Origin of the sequence: Microbacterium sp. DT81.1 (assembly GCF_049844955.1) — a bacterium.
Taxonomy (GTDB): domain Bacteria; phylum Actinomycetota; class Actinomycetes; order Actinomycetales; family Microbacteriaceae; genus Microbacterium.
The window spans coordinates 685,470-700,957 of the sequence record NZ_JBNCMA010000002.1; the positions used below are offsets into that span (position 1 = coordinate 685,470).

The 15,488-nt window shown below is 65.8% G+C and carries 14 protein-coding genes; 12 read left to right on the forward strand and 2 right to left on the reverse strand.

The genetic code is table 11. The annotated features are described in order from the left end of the window. Positions 1-37: 37 nt before the first annotated feature. From ACLQ2Q_RS08425 to ACLQ2Q_RS08445, 5 genes are all read left to right on the forward strand, one after another. Entirely contained in the window at positions 38-271 is a 234-nt protein-coding gene (locus ACLQ2Q_RS08425) for a hypothetical protein (protein ID WP_425819912.1), read from the forward strand. Continuing rightward, the gene (locus ACLQ2Q_RS08430) at positions 268-861 is read left to right on the forward strand and encodes a hypothetical protein (RefSeq protein WP_425819914.1); all 594 of its coding nucleotides are present in this window, start codon (positions 268-270) and stop codon (positions 859-861) included. Before ACLQ2Q_RS08425 ends, ACLQ2Q_RS08430 begins: the two co-directional genes overlap by 4 nt. A gap of 82 nt (positions 862-943) precedes the next feature. Further along, complete coding sequence (locus ACLQ2Q_RS08435) at positions 944-2,116, forward strand: sensor histidine kinase (protein ID WP_425819916.1); 1,173 nt, start codon at positions 944-946, stop codon at positions 2,114-2,116. Further along, entirely contained in the window at positions 2,113-2,772 is a 660-nt protein-coding gene (locus ACLQ2Q_RS08440) for a response regulator transcription factor (RefSeq protein WP_425819918.1), read from the forward strand. Before ACLQ2Q_RS08435 ends, ACLQ2Q_RS08440 begins: the two co-directional genes overlap by 4 nt. A 79-nt stretch (positions 2,773-2,851) precedes the next feature. Next, positions 2,852-3,841: a diacylglycerol/lipid kinase family protein gene (locus tag ACLQ2Q_RS08445; protein ID WP_425819920.1), complete on the forward strand. Its 990-nt coding sequence runs from the start codon at positions 2,852-2,854 to the stop codon at positions 3,839-3,841. A 153-nt stretch (positions 3,842-3,994) separates the two neighbouring features. On the opposite strand, the gene ACLQ2Q_RS08450 is transcribed toward ACLQ2Q_RS08445, so the two are convergent. Both ACLQ2Q_RS08450 and ACLQ2Q_RS08455 read right to left on the reverse strand, forming a co-directional pair. Then, complete coding sequence (locus tag ACLQ2Q_RS08450; protein WP_425819922.1) at positions 3,995-4,474, reverse strand: DUF1269 domain-containing protein; 480 nt, start codon at positions 4,472-4,474, stop codon at positions 3,995-3,997. 237 nt (positions 4,475-4,711) lie between these two features. Beyond that, on the reverse strand, positions 4,712-5,359 hold the full coding sequence (locus tag ACLQ2Q_RS08455) for a TetR/AcrR family transcriptional regulator (RefSeq protein WP_425819924.1): 648 nt from the start codon (positions 5,357-5,359) through the stop codon (positions 4,712-4,714). 112 nt (positions 5,360-5,471) lie between these two features. Between ACLQ2Q_RS08455 and ACLQ2Q_RS08460 the strand changes: the two genes are divergently transcribed. From ACLQ2Q_RS08460 to ACLQ2Q_RS08490, 7 genes are all read left to right on the forward strand, one after another. Continuing rightward, positions 5,472-8,009, forward strand: a complete 2,538-nt coding sequence (locus ACLQ2Q_RS08460) for a glycoside hydrolase family 2 TIM barrel-domain containing protein (RefSeq protein ID WP_425819925.1) — start codon at positions 5,472-5,474, stop codon at positions 8,007-8,009. A 49-nt stretch (positions 8,010-8,058) separates the two neighbouring features. Next, positions 8,059-9,408, forward strand: a complete 1,350-nt coding sequence (locus tag ACLQ2Q_RS08465; RefSeq protein WP_425819927.1) for an MFS transporter — start codon at positions 8,059-8,061, stop codon at positions 9,406-9,408. A 102-nt stretch (positions 9,409-9,510) separates the two neighbouring features. Beyond that, positions 9,511-10,728, forward strand: a complete 1,218-nt coding sequence (locus ACLQ2Q_RS08470; RefSeq protein WP_425819929.1) for a glycoside hydrolase family 1 protein — start codon at positions 9,511-9,513, stop codon at positions 10,726-10,728. Beyond that, on the forward strand, positions 10,725-11,738 hold the full coding sequence (locus ACLQ2Q_RS08475) for an SDR family NAD(P)-dependent oxidoreductase (RefSeq protein ID WP_425819931.1): 1,014 nt from the start codon (positions 10,725-10,727) through the stop codon (positions 11,736-11,738). The genes ACLQ2Q_RS08470 and ACLQ2Q_RS08475 overlap by 4 nt, the downstream gene beginning before the upstream one ends. A gap of 89 nt (positions 11,739-11,827) precedes the next feature. Continuing rightward, positions 11,828-13,915, forward strand: coding sequence for a hypothetical protein (locus ACLQ2Q_RS08480; RefSeq protein ID WP_425819933.1), 2,088 nt, complete (start codon positions 11,828-11,830; stop codon positions 13,913-13,915). Continuing rightward, positions 13,906-14,985: a family 43 glycosylhydrolase gene (locus tag ACLQ2Q_RS08485; protein WP_425819935.1), complete on the forward strand. Its 1,080-nt coding sequence runs from the start codon at positions 13,906-13,908 to the stop codon at positions 14,983-14,985. The genes ACLQ2Q_RS08480 and ACLQ2Q_RS08485 overlap by 10 nt, the downstream gene beginning before the upstream one ends. 276 nt (positions 14,986-15,261) lie before the next feature. After that, positions 15,262-15,488 (forward strand): hypothetical protein (locus ACLQ2Q_RS08490; RefSeq protein ID WP_425819937.1); only part of this gene is annotated, 227 nt, incomplete at its 3' end.

Genomic DNA, 15,488 nt, shown 5'->3' on the forward strand with positions numbered 1-15,488 from the left:
GAAAGCTGGGAGCATCCCCACAAGCCACGGAGGTTTCATGAGCATCACCACGACGGCGCACGCGCAACCGGCATTTCCCGTCACGCATCACCATGCGCCGCGAGTCACGGACCCGTCATACGCGACCCTTGCTGCGGACCGGCGTGATGTGCGCCTGCACGGCACCGTCGCGATGATGTTCGTCGATGTGACTCCGAAAGACCTCTCGGACATCGTCGCCGCGCTGACCGCGACCTGGCCGCGTGAGAGCACTCGGGTGGACGCCTCGTGAACGATCGGGACGAAGGCATGCACGTGCCGCCGACCGAACTTCGGACCGATCGGGGCGAATCCTGGTCGCAGTGGCGGATGCGGCGCCGGATGCGGATGCGTGGCCGCGAGCGGGCCTTTGAGCTGTTCTTCAAAGAGACGGTGTACGCGTCGTTCACCGGGTTCGCGATCGTCGTCGTCATCTTGCTCGACGGGCACTCCGAAGCGCGACAGGCGTTGGGGGCACTGGTGCTCGGGGTGCTCGGCATCATCATCGCGGGATTCGTGGCGGAGATCGTGGCGCACCTCGCGGTGCACGGTGTTCAGCACACGGGCCCGGAGTTCGCCCTCGTAGCGTGGACTTCGGCGGGAGGGTTGGGTACCGTACTTGCGCCTGCCCTTCTGCTGCTCCTCGCGGCCACCGGAGTGCTGCCCCTGGCTGCGGCGTTGACGGCGACGATCATCGTCTATGTCGCGACGTTCGGGGTGATCGGCTGGCTCGCCATCAACGGTGCCCCGCTGGCATGGTGGAAGCAGCTGCTCGCTCTGGGCGGGCTAATCCTGGTGGGGTTCGGCGTGGTCGGGCTGCAGGCGCTCGCCCATGGCTTCTGACATGGCTCTCCTGGCTCGTGAACGGCCGGTGCACCCCACAAAGTTTGGTGCGCGGCCGAGTGCCGTGAGCGAGGATGACAGGATGCTGCGCACCGAGCAAGACGCCGCCTGGGCGAGCCGGCGGGGATGGGCTCCTCCGCCCGCGGTCTACGATCGGGCCGCTCTGATCGTGTCGCTCCTGGCGATCCTCGTTGGTGTGGGCATGCTGGCCGTGCAGAGCGGGCCGGCCGCTGGATACGTCTCTCTCGGTGTAACGGCAGTCGGCATCATCATCTCCCGGCGTTTCCCCTGGCCGGGGCTGGCCGTGGTCCTACTGGCCTGCGCGTGGGGTCTGGTGGTCTGGAACCCGGTACTGCCGTGGACTATCGCCGTGCTGACCGTCCTGTCGCTCACAGTCCGTGGCGCGCGGGCGCTGCTGGCGGGGCTGGTGACCGGGGTCAGCATGTATCTGGCGGATGTGTACGTGAGTGGCCTGGATTGGCTGGATGCGTCGGCTCTGGCCGCTTTCAGCCTGTCGCTGGCGGCGGCAGGACTGGGCAGTGCGAATTTCAATCGCGACCGGTACTGGGCGGCGCTGGAACTGCGAGCCAGGGACGCCGTGGCATCCCGTGAAAGCGAAGCGAACCGGCGGGTGGCGGAGGAACGCATCCGCATCGCCAGGGACCTGCACGATGTTGTGGGTCATCAGGTGGCTATCGTCAGTGTGCAGCTCGGTGTCGCCGAAGTGAACCTTCCCGCCGGGTCAGAGGCCTCCCGCACGGCGCTGGAGGCAGCGCGGTCGGGCACGCAAGCGGTGCTACGCGAAACCCAGGCCATTCTCACGGTGCTCCGCCGAGGTGACAGCAGTGCCGACGAAGGTCAGCCGACTCCCGGGGTAGCTGACCTTCCGGGGCTGATCGACTCGTACCAGGCGATCGGGCTGGACGTCGACGCCGCAGTCGGGGTGATGCCGAGCACTCTTTCGGCAACTGTCGATACCGCGGTTTTCCGCATCGTTCAGGAGGCTCTCACCAACGCCCACCGTTACGGGGCCGGGACCGTCCACCTCACCGTCTCTGCAGTGGGTGGGATCATCACTATCGAATGCAGAAACGCCCGCGACGCGGTGGCGGTCCGCTCCGCGGGAAGAGGGTTCGGTCTGGTCGGGATGCATGAACGTGCGCAGTCGGCCGGCGGGAGCGTCGTGATCACCGACGACGGCGACACCTTCCTGCTGCGCGTCACCGTCCGCGCCGATGGCCGGTTGACGCCGTGATCCGGGTGCTGCTCGTGGACGACCAGGAGATGATCCGCGTCGGGCTGCGAGCGATTCTCGAGGCGTCGTCCGGAATCGAGGTGATCGCTGACGTAGGTGACGGCTTTCAGGCCATCGACCTTCTGCAGCGTGAAGACGTGGATGTCGTGATGATGGACATCCGGATGCCGGGGATCGACGGGGTCGAGACCACCCGCAGGATCCGGGCCTTCGCACCCCCCGAGGACGTGCGGGTGATCGTGCTCACCACATTCGACAACGACGCCAACGTGTTCGCCGCCCTCCGCGCCGGTGCGAACGGATTCCTCAGCAAAGGTGTCAGCCCATCGGAACTGGTGGCAGGGATCGAAGAGGTCTCCGCCGGCGGCGGAACCCTTTCCGCCGCCGCGGCTGCGGCCCTGATCGACCACGTCGCCGCGGAGCAGCCACGTCAGGTGGATGCGGTGATGGCCGACCGGTTCCGCGCCCTCACGCCACGAGAGCGTGACGTCGTGATCGCCGCAGCGTCGGGTCTGGACAATGCGGCGATTGCAAAGGACATGTTCGTCTCCCCGTTCACCGTGAAGACGCACGCGAACCGGGCGATGACCAAGGTCGGCGCCCGCGATCGCGCCCAGCTCGTGGTGTTCGCCTTCCAAGCCGGGCTGGTGCCGTGAACCTGATGCTGATGGCTGTCGTACATGGAGGACGTTGAATATGCCGCATGACAACGCAGGTCACTCCCTCGAGGAGCACGTGCCCGCGCAGCGGACCGTTGCAATCGTGGTCAATCCCAGCAAAGTCGTCGATCTGCACCGGACCCGGACCAGGGTGGAGCGGTACACTCGCGCGTCGGGCTGGAGCAAGCCGCGATGGTTCGAGACGGACAGAGACGACTTCGGGGTGGCCGCAGCACTGGCCGCACTGGCGACGAACCCGGACCTGGTGTGTGTCATGGGGGGCGATGGCACCGTGCGCGCCGTTTCGAGCGTCCTCCGGGGCACGTCCGTGTCGCTCGCGTTGCTACCCAGCGGCACCGGAAATCTGCTCGCCCGCAACCTTGGCATCCCGGTGGACTCGGTAGAGGAGGCGCTCGAGGTGGCGTTCCTCGGTCAGGACCGCGCGATCGACGTGGGTCTGGCCACCTTCGACGACGGTGAGGAGCATGTATTCGTCGTGATGAGCGGTGTTGGCTTGGATGCGGAGATCATGGCGCAGACAGATGACCGCCTCAAGAAGCGCGTCGGGTGGGGCGCGTACGTCGTCGCCGGCGGAACGAGGATGTTCGGCAAGAGCTTCACGGCGACACTGACGGTCGATGGTGAGCCCCATCCTCCGCGTGAGTCTCTGATGGTGCTCGCCTGCAACTGCAGCTCCGTTGTCGCGAACATCGAGCTGGCCACGGGTGCACTACTCGATGACGAGCTTCTGGAACTCGTGATGCTGCAACCGAAGGCCGTGATCGGCTGGATGGGAGTGGCCGTCGACGTGGCCGCCGGCGTACGTAACGGCGCCGCATCGCTGGGTCAGTGGGGAGGGAAGGACTTTCACTTCGAGCTGGATCATCCCGTGCTCGCCGAGATCGACGGCGACCCTATCGGCCTGACCACGAGCGGCCACTTCAGCGTCGACCCCGGGGCACTTCTGCTCCGACTCCCCGTACCGGTCAAACGGAACAGCGTTGTGAGGGCTGCACGATCGGCCACGACTTCTGCGGACGAAATACTGGCCGCGACTGGCAGATAGGACACCCGGGGTCCCGGCTAACGGACACCGAGCCGGCACATTTTCTCGAGAGCTGCCCGCACGAAAGGGCCTCCGGGAAATAAGCGACCGTGCTGGTCGACATCTCCACCGAAGGCCCTCAGCGTGCCGCTGGCGCGCTGCCCAAGTGGCGGGTCAGCTGCTCGACTCGAGTGCAAACAGCGCCGCAACGCCGGCATCCACGTCTTCCGTCACGATCTGGGTCGCGTCGAGAGATTCCAGGATGCCCGTCGCGCTCTGCACGGCGTCGGTGGCGATGTCGAAGACCACCGCTGACTGGTCTGGGGCGAGGGTCGCGCCGAGGCGCTCGAGCTCGGAGTTCTTGAAGCCCATGTCGCGCAGCCTCGAGGCGAGCACGCCGATGGTGCTGCCGGCGAGCACGCCCAGCGGACCGCCGATGAGTCCGATGGCGCCGCCGACCAATCCGGCGCGGCCGGCTCCCCAGTCCTTCGATTCGACGAACTTCGGCGTGCCGTCCGGCTTGACGTAGAGGACGGCGGTGTTGGCAACCTTCTCGAGGTGAGAGGATGCGACCGCCGCGGCGGCGCGGGATGCTCCGTCGGGGGTGGCGAAGGTGGCGGCGAGGATCTGCTGGGTGGGGGTGGACTCGGTCATGACGTGACTCCTTGATTGTGTGCCGCAGCGTGTCCGCGGGCTGATTGATTCCATCGTTTCCCGGACAGGACGCCACCGAATCGTGCGGATGGATCGCTTGTCGTAATTCATCCGCAGTAGGGAATCGATTACCGTGCCCAGACCGACGGGCGACGTAGTAGCCAGTTGGGTGCGGGGTCCCGCGGGGTTCGACTGGCGCCCCGGCAACGGAGGGATGCCCGGAGGTGCGTACGACGGTCAGCGAGTCGTCGATGACGCCGTCTGTCGGGCATCGGCGCCTGTTGGAAAGGACGGGATCACGCTCTTCAGGTATGCGCGGAGCACCCTGTCGATATCGGTGCCGGCGCGGTTATAGAGCCACTGAATCTGCAGACCGTCCATGAGGGCAAGGTAAGTCGAGGCCAGGGTGTCGGAGTCCTCTTCCGAAATGAGCTCGCCGGCAGCGCGCACCTCTTCGAACGCTCGCGATAGGTAGAGGCGGAGGCCGTCGTACTGCACCCGGTGGTGCTCGTGCGCAGGGTGCTCGACGGCGGTCGCGTCTGCACGGAGAAGGCTGTACAGCTGGATGAGGCCCGGGCGTTCTGTGTTGTGAGTGGAGACGGCGAGCACGGCTGCGAGGGAGTCGGTTCCGCTGGTGTTGCGGATCAGCTCGGCGTCTTCGTCCTGGCGCTGATCGAGGACCGCGGTGAGCAGTTCCTCCTTGCTCTTGAAATGGTGTCCGAGTCCGCGTCGGCTGATCCCGGCGCGGTCGGCGATGTCGTTGAGCGATGTGGCGTAGTAGCCGGCCTGGGCGAACGCCTGCATGCCGGCCTCCAGGATGCGCTGGCGAACACCCGCGGACTTCGCGTATGGGCCGCGAATGTTGGCCCCCGACTCGTTCGTCATTCTGCTCCCTCGTCCGTGCAAATGAATTTACCCCACCGCGGCGTATTTTGTGCTATCGTCTTGAAAACCGCCACACGTGGGTACTTTCGGGCGGAGCGTCGAGGAGGATGTTGTGCTGTCAGAGCAGATCGCAGTCGTAGAGGTGGAGAGTCGTGACGACTCACGCCTTTCGGTTGGCCGTGTCCTCTTCAACGAGGGATGGGGTTTTCGCAGCAAGGTGACCGCGTTCCAGGAGCTGGGCGGAAGCTCCGTCTCGGGCTGGACTCCAGTGCATCTGCCGCACGACGCGCTCATCGCACAGCCTCGCCGTGCTGATGTGCCGCGCGGCGAGACGAACGGCTACTTCCCCGGTGGGGTGTTCGAGTACCGCAAGACCTACGTCGCCTCGGCTGAAGACGCCGGCCGCCGCGTGCTGCTGGAGTTCGATGGCGTCTACCGCGATGCCGCGGTATACGTGAACGGGAACCTGGCGGGTCAGCGCGCGTTCGGGTACTCACGGTTCTCAGTCCGGATCGACCCTTTCCTCATTTTCGGCGCCGAGAACGAGATCCGCGTCGAGTGCCGAACCCACCTCGACAGTCGCTGGTACGCGGGCGCCGGAATCTACCGCGATGTGCATCTCGTGGTGAAGAATGCCGGGCACATCGTGCCGGATGCCGTACGGGTGACCACGCCGACCGTCGGGACGGACGGCGCCGTGGTCGACGTCGCCGCTGCGATCGAGAACGCCAGCCCTCTCACGAAGACCTACCGGCTCGACATTCTCATCGTCGATGCCGGGGGCGCGGTGGCCGGCGCAGGCAGCTCTCCAATCACCCTGCTGCCCGGCACGCGGGCGACCGTGCGACACCGTCTCTTCCTCGACAGCCCTACTCTCTGGAGCGTTGAGGCGCCGAACCTTTATGACGTGCTCCTCACGCTCCGCCATGACGACCGAGTGGTCGACGAAGAAGCCACGGTAGTCGGCATCCGCTCGCTGCAGCTGGACCCCCGCCATGGCCTGCGGATCAACGGCGAGACCGTCAAGCTGCGCGGGGCGTGCATCCATCTCGACAACGGCCCACTGGGTGTGGTGTCGATGCGCGCCGCCGAGGAGCGCAAGGTGGCCCGGCTGAAGGAGGCTGGCTTCAACGCCATCCGCAGCTCCCACTGCCCGATGAGCACGGCGCTGCTGGACGCGTGCGACCGACTCGGGATGCTGGTGATGGACGAGACGTTCGACGTCTGGACTTCCGGTAAGAGCGACTACGACTACTCCTTCGACTTCCCCGAGTGGTGGGAACGCGACGTCGAGGCGCTGGTCGTGAAGGACTTCAACCACCCGAGCGTGATCTTCTACTCCATCGGCAACGAGATCCCCGAGACCGGTACGCCGATCGGTACGACCTGGGGACGCCGCCTGGCCGAGAAAGTGCGCTCTCTTGACCCCACGCGGTTCGTCACCAACGGTGTGAACCCGTTCGTGGCGATGCTCGACACGATCGTGCCGCAGATGCAGGCCCGCAGGGACGCTGCCGCTGCCGATGCCGCTGCCGAGGGTGGCGGTGTCAACACGATGATGGCCGGCTTCGGTCAGATGATGGGCCATATCCAGTCATCGGATGCCGCGACCGAGCGCACCGAGGAGTCTTTCGCCGTCCTCGATGTCGCTGGGATGAACTATTCGGACGCCCGCTACGTGCCGGACCGGGAACGGTTCCCCGACCGCATCATCGTCGGTACGGAGACATGGCCGAGCTCGATCGCCGGCAACTGGGAGCTCGTTCAAGCGGACCCCCGGGTGATCGGCGACTTCACCTGGACCGGCTGGGACTACCTGGGCGAGACCGGCATCGGCACGGTGCGCTACTTGCGGCCTGCGGCGGACACGGCGGATCTCGGAGAAGTCACCTCCTTCTCCGGGGGCTTCCCGGAGCTCACCGCGTGGTGCGGTGACATCGACATCACCGGCAACCGCCGCCCTGTCTCCTACTACCGGGAGACGGTGTTCGGCCTCCGCTCCGACCCGTACATCGCCGTCGACCGGCCAGGGTTCCACGGCGTTCCCGTTGCCGTCGCGACCCCCTGGTCGTGGACGGACTCCCTCGGCAGCTGGTCGTGGGCCGGATTCGAGGGCAGTCCCGTTCGGGTCGAGGTCTACAGCGACGCCGACGAGATCGAACTTCTCCTCGATGGGGACGTCATCGATCGTCGCCGCGTCGGAGAGGACAGATCGTTCCGCGCCATCTTCGAGACCGCCTACCGTCCCGGAGCCCTCGTTGCAGTCGGTTACACGAACGGCGTCGAGACCGGCAGAGCGGTGCTCCGCAGTGCCGCCCGCGACATCGTCCTGCAGGCCGACGTCGAACGCTGCGAACTGCGGCACGACGGCACCGACCTCGGTTACATCGACCTCGCACTGACCGACAGCCACGGCATCCTGCACACCACCCTTGACCGCGCCGTGACCGTCACCGTCGAAGGCCCTGGCCTTCTCCAGGCGCTCGGAAGCGGAAATCCTTCGACGGAGGAGACCTTCTCCACCGACACACACCGCACCTTCGACGGCAGAGCCCTCGCCATCATCCGCCCCACCGGCGTAGGCACGATGACCGTCACTGCCACCGCCCCCGACTGCCCACCCGTCACCGCGAAGTTCACGGTGAGCTGAACGACCTACCCATCCCGACCAACCAAGCAAGCAAGACAAAGGAGTCCACATGAGCACCCCCGACCACCAGCGACCTCTCCTGTCCGAGGGCGCCTTCCCCTTGGCGGGCGTCGCGGCAGAAGATGCCGAACAGATCGCGGCAGCGGTCGACACCGCACCCGACAACCGCCCACGGGTGAGCAAGGGGTTCATCGCCCTGCTCGCGCTGGGCTTGTTCGGCACCTACCTCGCCTTCGTGACACCGATCGCGATCTCCCTCGCGCTCCGCGCGAACGTCCTTGCCCCGGACAACCCCGAGTACCTCGGACTCCTCCTCGGAGTCGGGTCGCTCGCGGCGCTCCTCGTTGGGCCGCTCGGCGGACAGTTGAGCGACCGCACCCGATCGAGGTTCGGACGCCGTCGCCCTTGGCTCGTAGGCGGCATCCTGGTGGGTCTCGTCGGTCTCACGATCATGGCAATGGGCCCGAACGTCCTCGTCCTCGGCCTCGGCTGGATCATCGCGCAGATCGGCCTGAGCCAGACCACCAACATCTTCACCACAATCCAGGCAGACAAGCTCCCGGAATCGCAGCGTGGCCGGGTGGCCGCCATCACCGGCTTCGCCACAATGGTCGCGCCCGTCGTCGGAGCCGTCGTGGGGGGGATGGTCGCATCCCAGCCGTTCCTCCTGTTCCTGGCGCCAGGCGCGGTAGCACTGCTGTTCGTCCTGATCTTCGTCCTCTACTTCAAGGATGCGGATAGCCGCGGCCTCGTTTTCGGCGAGCGCCTTTCGGTCAAGGTCGCCTTGGCGAACTACGTGTTCAACCCGAAGCGCTACCCCGACTTCGCGTGGAACTGGCTCGGCCGATTCTTGTTCTTCTTCGGCCTCACGTTGAACACCACCTACACGGCGTACTTCCTCGCGCAGCGACTCGACATCGATGTCCAGGAGATCGGCGGGACCGTCGCGACATTCGGGCTCATTGGCATCCTTGGCACGATTATCGGGGTGTTCGCGGGTGGCTTCCTCTCCGACAAACTCAAGCGCCGCAAGGCCTTCGTCCTGGGCGCGGCGATCCTCTTCGGCGTCGGCGCCATCGTGATGGTCGTCGCCCCTGGCTTCGCGCTGCTGCTCACCGGGTCGGTGATGTGCAACCTCGCGATCGGCGTCTTCTCCGCAGTCGATCAGGCGCTATTCCTCGATGTCCTCCCGGAACGCGACACCGAAGCGGGCCGGTTCGTGAACATCACCCAGTTCGCGACCACCATCCCGCAGGCCGCCGCCCCGCTGGTCGCATCCGCTGTGTTGACCTTCATCGCGGCTGGAAGCGACCCGAACTACTCGATCCTCTACCTGGCGTCCGCGGTGATGGTGGTGCTCGGCGGCATTGTGATCCTCCGAGTCAAGTCCGTGCGGTAGCTCCTCCATCGTGCGGCCGGCCTTTTGCGGTCGGCCGCACGACGCGATCCCAACTGGTTTGTCCTCGTCCCCCGCCGCTACTCAAGAAAGCATCGGAAACTCATGACCGCGTTCCCCAACGGGTTCCTCTGGGGCGCCGCCACCGCTCCTCACCAGGTGGAGGGCAACAACCTCAACAGTGATTGGTGGGTCCGCGAGCAGAAGATGCCTGGTATGCAGCGCTCCGGCGACGCGAACGACAGCTACCACCGGTACCCGGAGGATATGCGGCTGCTGGCCGACGCGGGACTGAACTCGTATCGCTTCGGCATCGAATGGGCGCGTATCGAGCCCGTACCCGGACACATATCGCGCGCTGAACTCGCCCACTATCGCCGCATGATCGATACGGCTCTCGGTTTCGGGCTCACTCCTGTCGTCACGCTGCATCACTTCTCGAGCCCGGTATGGTTCGCGGAGGAAGGCGGCTGGATGAGCGACCGCTCCGCCGACCGGTTCGCCGTCTACGTCGCCGCCGCCACCAGCATCCTCGGCGGCGTCGAATGGATCTGCACCATCAACGAGCCCAACATGCTGGCCTTCATGGTGCGCATGATGAACCTTGCGCGTGAGGGCCTGCTCAAGGAATGGCAGAGCCCCACCGTTGAGGGAGCGTTGCAGCCGCAGCTGCCCGACCCGGATCCGGAAGCTGCGCGCAGGCTGATCGCAGCCCATCACACCGCCCGGGACATCCTGAAAGAGCGCACCGACGCCGCCGTCGGCTGGACGGCCGCGAACGAATCACTTGTGGCCGTCCCCGGCAGCGAGGCCAAGCTCAAAGAGGTGCAGGATGCTCGCGAGAACGCCTTCCTCGTCGCCGCCCGCGGGGATGACTTCATCGGGGTGCAGTCCTACACTTCACAACTGGTGGACGAGCACGGAATCGTGGCCCATGCGCCGAGCCCCGACAACACCATGGTCGGCACCGCGTATCGACCCGACGCCATCGGGATCGCCATCCGTCACGCCTCCGTGATGACAGAGGGAACCCCCGCACTCATCACCGAGAACGGGATCGCCACGGCGGACGACACGCGCCGCATCGCCTACACCTCCGAAGCGCTTCAGCACGTGGCCGCGGCGATCGCTGACGGAATCGACGTGCGCGGCTACCTACACTGGTCGGCTCTCGACAATTACGAGTGGGGCCACTGGGAACCCCGGTTCGGTCTGATCGCCGTCGATCGCGAAAGCTTCGGGCGCCACCCAAAGCCGAGTCTGGCGTGGCTCGGCGATGTCGCGCGTAACAATGCCGTCCCAGACCGAAAGGAAACAACATGATCGAGCACAACACAGCCGTCACCGCGAATAGCACCATCGGCGCCTGGCTGCAGAATCCTGCCGGCGCGCGGATCGTCCGGGGCATCGCCGAGCAGGCCGGCATGGACGAGCACGCCCTATCCGTGCTGCGCAAAGTTCCGCTGGGGACGCTGATTGCGTCGTCCCAGAACGCCCCTGAGGGACTGATCGACACCCTCGTGGCACAGGCGAACGGTGGGCGGGTGCCGAGCGACGACGAGGCCACCGGGCTCGCCTGGCCCGAGAAGATCACCGCGGGCCGGTTCGACGGCAAGACCGTCATCGTCACCGGTGCCGCTTCGGGGATCGGCCGAGCGGTCGCCTCCCGAGTAGCCCGCGAAGGCGGTCGCGTGATCGCCGTCGACCTGTCGGCTGATCGGCTGGACGGGCTCGCAGCCGCGCTCGACGGACACGATGTGCGCCCGGTTGCCGCCGACATCACCTCCGAGGACGACATCGTGACGATCGTCGCCGCCGTGGAGGGGCGAGTGGACGCCGTGGCGAATGTCGCTGGGCTCTCCGACGACTTCGCTCCGATGCATGAGGTCAGCGACGCTGTGTTAGAACGTGTCTTCAACGTCAACGTGTTCGGACTGATCCGGCTCACCCGTGCGGTGCTGCCGCTCATGATCGCCGCCGGAACCGGGTCCATCGTCAACATCGCCTCCGAAGCCGCGCTGCGCGGTTCGTCGTCAGGACTTGCGTACACCGCCTCAAAGCACGCCGTCGTGGGCATCACCAAGAGCACCGCATTCATGTACGAGCCGCACGGCATCCGCACCAACAGCGTCGCACCCGGCGGCACCCTCACCGGCATGCGGCCTGTCAACACCAGCGAATTCGGTCAGAAGCGCATCGACAGTCAGCGCGCCGACGTGCCCATCTCCGTGCCAGAGGCGCTTGCGGCCTCGATCACGTTCCTGCTCAGCGACGACAGCGTCAACATCAACGGCGCCATTCTGCCGTCTGATGGCGGTGAGTCGGTGTACTGAACCGACTACCAGACGACCGTCCGACTCGCACCAGCCCGCGGCGGGCCTTTGCCTCGCTGCATCCGAACCGCTCCAGGAAGGCGCGCCGTATGGTTCCCGAAGCCCGCATGATCGACCGTGAGCGTGTCGTACGTCGACACAATGTGACCGTCAACGTGCCTCATCCCGAGCATGTGATCACCGTGGGGAACGGCGACTTCGCCTACACCGCCGACATCACGGGGATGCAGACGTTCACGGGCTACCACGACCAGTCTGCCGCCATCCGGCAGGGTCGCACCGCGGTGAACACTGCGACGATGTCCTCGTGGGGCTGGCACGAGATGCCCAACCCTGAAGGCTTCGTCATCGACGATGCGATGTCAGAGCATCAAACCCGCCGCGGCCCGGTGCGCTACCCCGACCGTCACGACATGGAAGGAGCGATGCGCGGCCACGTCACGGACGAGAACCGCGCCGGCGCATGGCTCAACGCAAACCCGCAAAGGCTGGACCTCGGCCGCATCGGGCTCTCCTTCCACGACGAACACGGAGAACCGCGGGAGGTCAGCCCGGAAGACCTCGCCGACACCGAGCAAGAACTCGACCTCTGGTCGGGAGTCCTCCAAAGCCGATTCCGGTATGACGGGGCCGACGTTACGGTCGAGACCATCGCCGACCCCGGAACGGCGACCGTCGGCTTCCGAATCCGCTCGGTATTGCTGATGGGGGAGCGGCTGCGCGTCGCCTTGCGCTTCCCGTACGCTTCGGCGGGGTTCTTCCAGACATCGGCGTGGGACGCCCCCGACAGTCACGCCTCCACCCTCGCCGTCGATGGCGACGTCGCCACCATTCACCGCGTGCTCGACGGCACGGCGTATCGCGTCGACCTCGCCCACCCCGCCGCGACGACCCTCGCCGGGGAGGCCGCGCACACCTTCGAGGTCACGGCCGAAGCCTCCGAGATGGACCTCGTCGCGAAATTCACGCAGGGTGAGAGCGCCGACGAGTTGCCGACATTCGACGACCTGGCCGCAGCATCCGCTCGGTCATGGAAGCGGTTCTGGCTGTCGGGTGCCGCGCTCGACCTCGGCGAGAGCGACGACCCCCGTGCGCACGAGCTCGAGCGCCGCGTCGTGTTGTCGCAGTACCTCACGGCCGTCAACTGCGCGGGGGCGATGCCGCCCGCTGAGACGGGACTCATCACGAACTCGTGGCAGGGCAAGGCTCACCTGGAGATGCACTTCTGGCACGCCGCCCACTTCGCGACCTGGGGGCGCCCGGAACTGCTCGAACGCAGCCTTCCCTGGTATCTGTCGATTCTGGATCGCGCGCGGTCCACCGCAGCCAACCAGGGCTATCGCGGCGCACGTTGGCCGAAACAGGTCGGCCCTGATGGCAGGGAGAGCCCCGATCCGATCGGGTCGTTCCTGATCTGGCAGCAGCCGCATGTGCTGTACATGCTGGATCTGGTTTGGCGGGCGTCCTCGGCATCCAAGCGCACAGCTCTCGTCGTCGAATATGCGGATCTCGTGAATGACACGGCGGAGTTCATGGCGTCGTTCGCGGAGGAGCGGGACGGGGCATTCCATCTGCTCTCCCCGGTCATGCCGGCGCAGGAATTCTACGACGTCACCACCACCGAAGACCCGATCTACGAGCTTGCGTCCTGGTGGTGGGGATTGGAGGTAGCCCAGCAATGGCGGCATCGCCAGGGCCTCGACCGTCACCAGGAGTGGACGGACGTGCAGGCCCGGATGGCGACCCCGTTCGTCCAAGATGGGCGCTACACCGCCATCGCCACCGAGCCCTACCTCCGACGCGACGACCACCCCGCTCTCCTGGCCGCGTTCGGCGTTATCCCTCCCACGCCCGTCATCGATCCCGAGACAATGCGGGCGACCCTGCATGATGTACTCGAGACGTGGGAATGGCCGACCGCCTGGGGATGGGACTTCCCCGTGATGGCCATGACTGCGGCCCGCCTCGGCCGACCCGACATTGCCGTCGACGCCCTTCTCCGCGATGAAGTGAAGAACCAGTTCACCCTCGTGGGACACAACAGCCAGATGGGCTCCATCCTCCCGATCTACCTCCCCGGGAACGGCTCCCTGCTCGCGGCCGTCTCGCTCCTCGCCACGACCGGCTTCCCCGAATCATGGAACGCTAAGACGGAGGGCTTCGTCTCATGGCCCTGAATCACTCCATCCGCCCCGGCCAGACCTGGCTCGACACGCACGGGCATCGAATCCAGGCCCACGGCGGCTCCATGCACTACGAGGACGACACCTTCTACTGGTACGGCGAGAACAAGGAGCAGACCACGCCGGGCAGCGAGAACTGGCACTGGGGAGTCCGTGCCTACTCATCGACCGACCTGTACAACTGGAACGACCTCGGCCTGATCATCCCTCCGGTGCTCGATGACCCGGCCTCCCCGCTGCATCCGGCGCAGAAGATGGACCGCCCGCATATCATCTTCAACGAAGCCACGGGTAAGTACGTGTGCTGGCTAAAGGTGATGGGCGAAGGCGAGCACGAAACGCAGGCCTCTACCGTCCTCACGGCCGACGCGTTCCTCGGTCCGTACGAGATCGTCCGGAGCGGGCTGACGCCGCTCGGGATGAGCGCCGGCGACTTCGACCTCGTCGTCGACCCGACCACCAAGAAGGCGTACTACTACTTCGAGAAGGTGCACACGGACCTCGTCTGTGCAGAACTGACCGACGACTACACCGACGTGTCCGGCGTGCACACCCTCCACTTCCCGCACCCGAGCCCGCCGTTCACTCGCGAGGCACCCGCGCACTTCGAACGCGATGGCATCCACTTCCTGATGACCTCGGGGTCCACCGGGTACTTCCCGAACTTCACCGAGGTAGCGTCCGCACCCGACTATCACGGGCCGTGGACCGTGCTTGGCGACGCTCACCCTGGCGACGCCTCGCGGACGTCCTTCCGGTCGCAGATCAGCTGCATCTTTAAGCACCCCTGCAAGCGCGATCTGTACATCGCGATGGCGGACCGGTGGCTTCCCCAGCTACCGGAGACCATGCCGAACGTGTACGAATCGGTCGCCGCAAGATCGCGAGGGGAGACCATGCAGATGCCTTCCGACCCAGCCGCCATGGCCGCGGCGATGGCAGCCGGCTCCGGCCAGAACACGGCGATCGCCGACTACGTCTGGCTGCCGATCCGCTTCGACCGCGACATCCCCACCATCGACTGGCTCGACGACTGGCGCGTCGAGGACTTCTCCGACCGATAAATCGAGCGATCACTCAGGTTTGGGCTTGACATGCCCGTGCGTCCAATTCGCGTCTACTCGAACGATTCCGAGCGTCTCTGACTGCTGTCCTACGTGGCCGTACACCGCGTCAAGTCAACGCGGACGCACCTCAGCGTGCACGAGCGTAGACGTGCAGACGGGGTTCAAATCCCTCCGTCTCCGCACTTTCAGCCACATTGAGCGACGTTGGTCCACATTGAGCGACATTCGCCAACATTGGCCGCTTGACCTGGTGATTGCCCGCTGCAGGAATCGTTGAGCGATGCGCTCAACCGGCACAACCCGCCGGTCGCAAAGTGCTCAGCTTCGTCCGGTTTGCGTTCCGAAGACGGGGGGCGATATCCCTCCGTGCTACGGAACACCTATCAGCCGCTCACCAACGCCAATCGTGCTGCTCATGTCGGACCCGGGATTCTATTGATCGATGCAACGCCCCTTCTGGAGGTGGTTGCTCGTGGTGTTGTCGTTTTCTTCTCCCGGGG

What these genes read in the sequence shown, in the direction of transcription:
- ACLQ2Q_RS08450 (WP_425819922.1), bottom strand. Translation starts at nt 4,474, where the DNA reads ATGACCGAGTCCACCCCCACCCAGCAGATCCTCGCCGCCACCTTCGCC.
- ACLQ2Q_RS08435 (WP_425819916.1), top strand. Translation starts at nt 944, where the DNA reads ATGCTGCGCACCGAGCAAGACGCCGCCTGGGCGAGCCGGCGGGGATGG.
- ACLQ2Q_RS08425 (WP_425819912.1), top strand. Translation starts at nt 38, where the DNA reads ATGAGCATCACCACGACGGCGCACGCGCAACCGGCATTTCCCGTCACG.
- ACLQ2Q_RS08465 (WP_425819927.1), top strand. Translation starts at nt 8,059, where the DNA reads ATGAGCACCCCCGACCACCAGCGACCTCTCCTGTCCGAGGGCGCCTTC.
- ACLQ2Q_RS08480 (WP_425819933.1), top strand. Translation starts at nt 11,828, where the DNA reads ATGGTTCCCGAAGCCCGCATGATCGACCGTGAGCGTGTCGTACGTCGA.
- ACLQ2Q_RS08475 (WP_425819931.1), top strand. Translation starts at nt 10,725, where the DNA reads ATGATCGAGCACAACACAGCCGTCACCGCGAATAGCACCATCGGCGCC.
- ACLQ2Q_RS08485 (WP_425819935.1), top strand. Translation starts at nt 13,906, where the DNA reads ATGGCCCTGAATCACTCCATCCGCCCCGGCCAGACCTGGCTCGACACG.
- ACLQ2Q_RS08470 (WP_425819929.1), top strand. Translation starts at nt 9,511, where the DNA reads ATGACCGCGTTCCCCAACGGGTTCCTCTGGGGCGCCGCCACCGCTCCT.
- ACLQ2Q_RS08455 (WP_425819924.1), bottom strand. Translation starts at nt 5,359, where the DNA reads ATGACGAACGAGTCGGGGGCCAACATTCGCGGCCCATACGCGAAGTCC.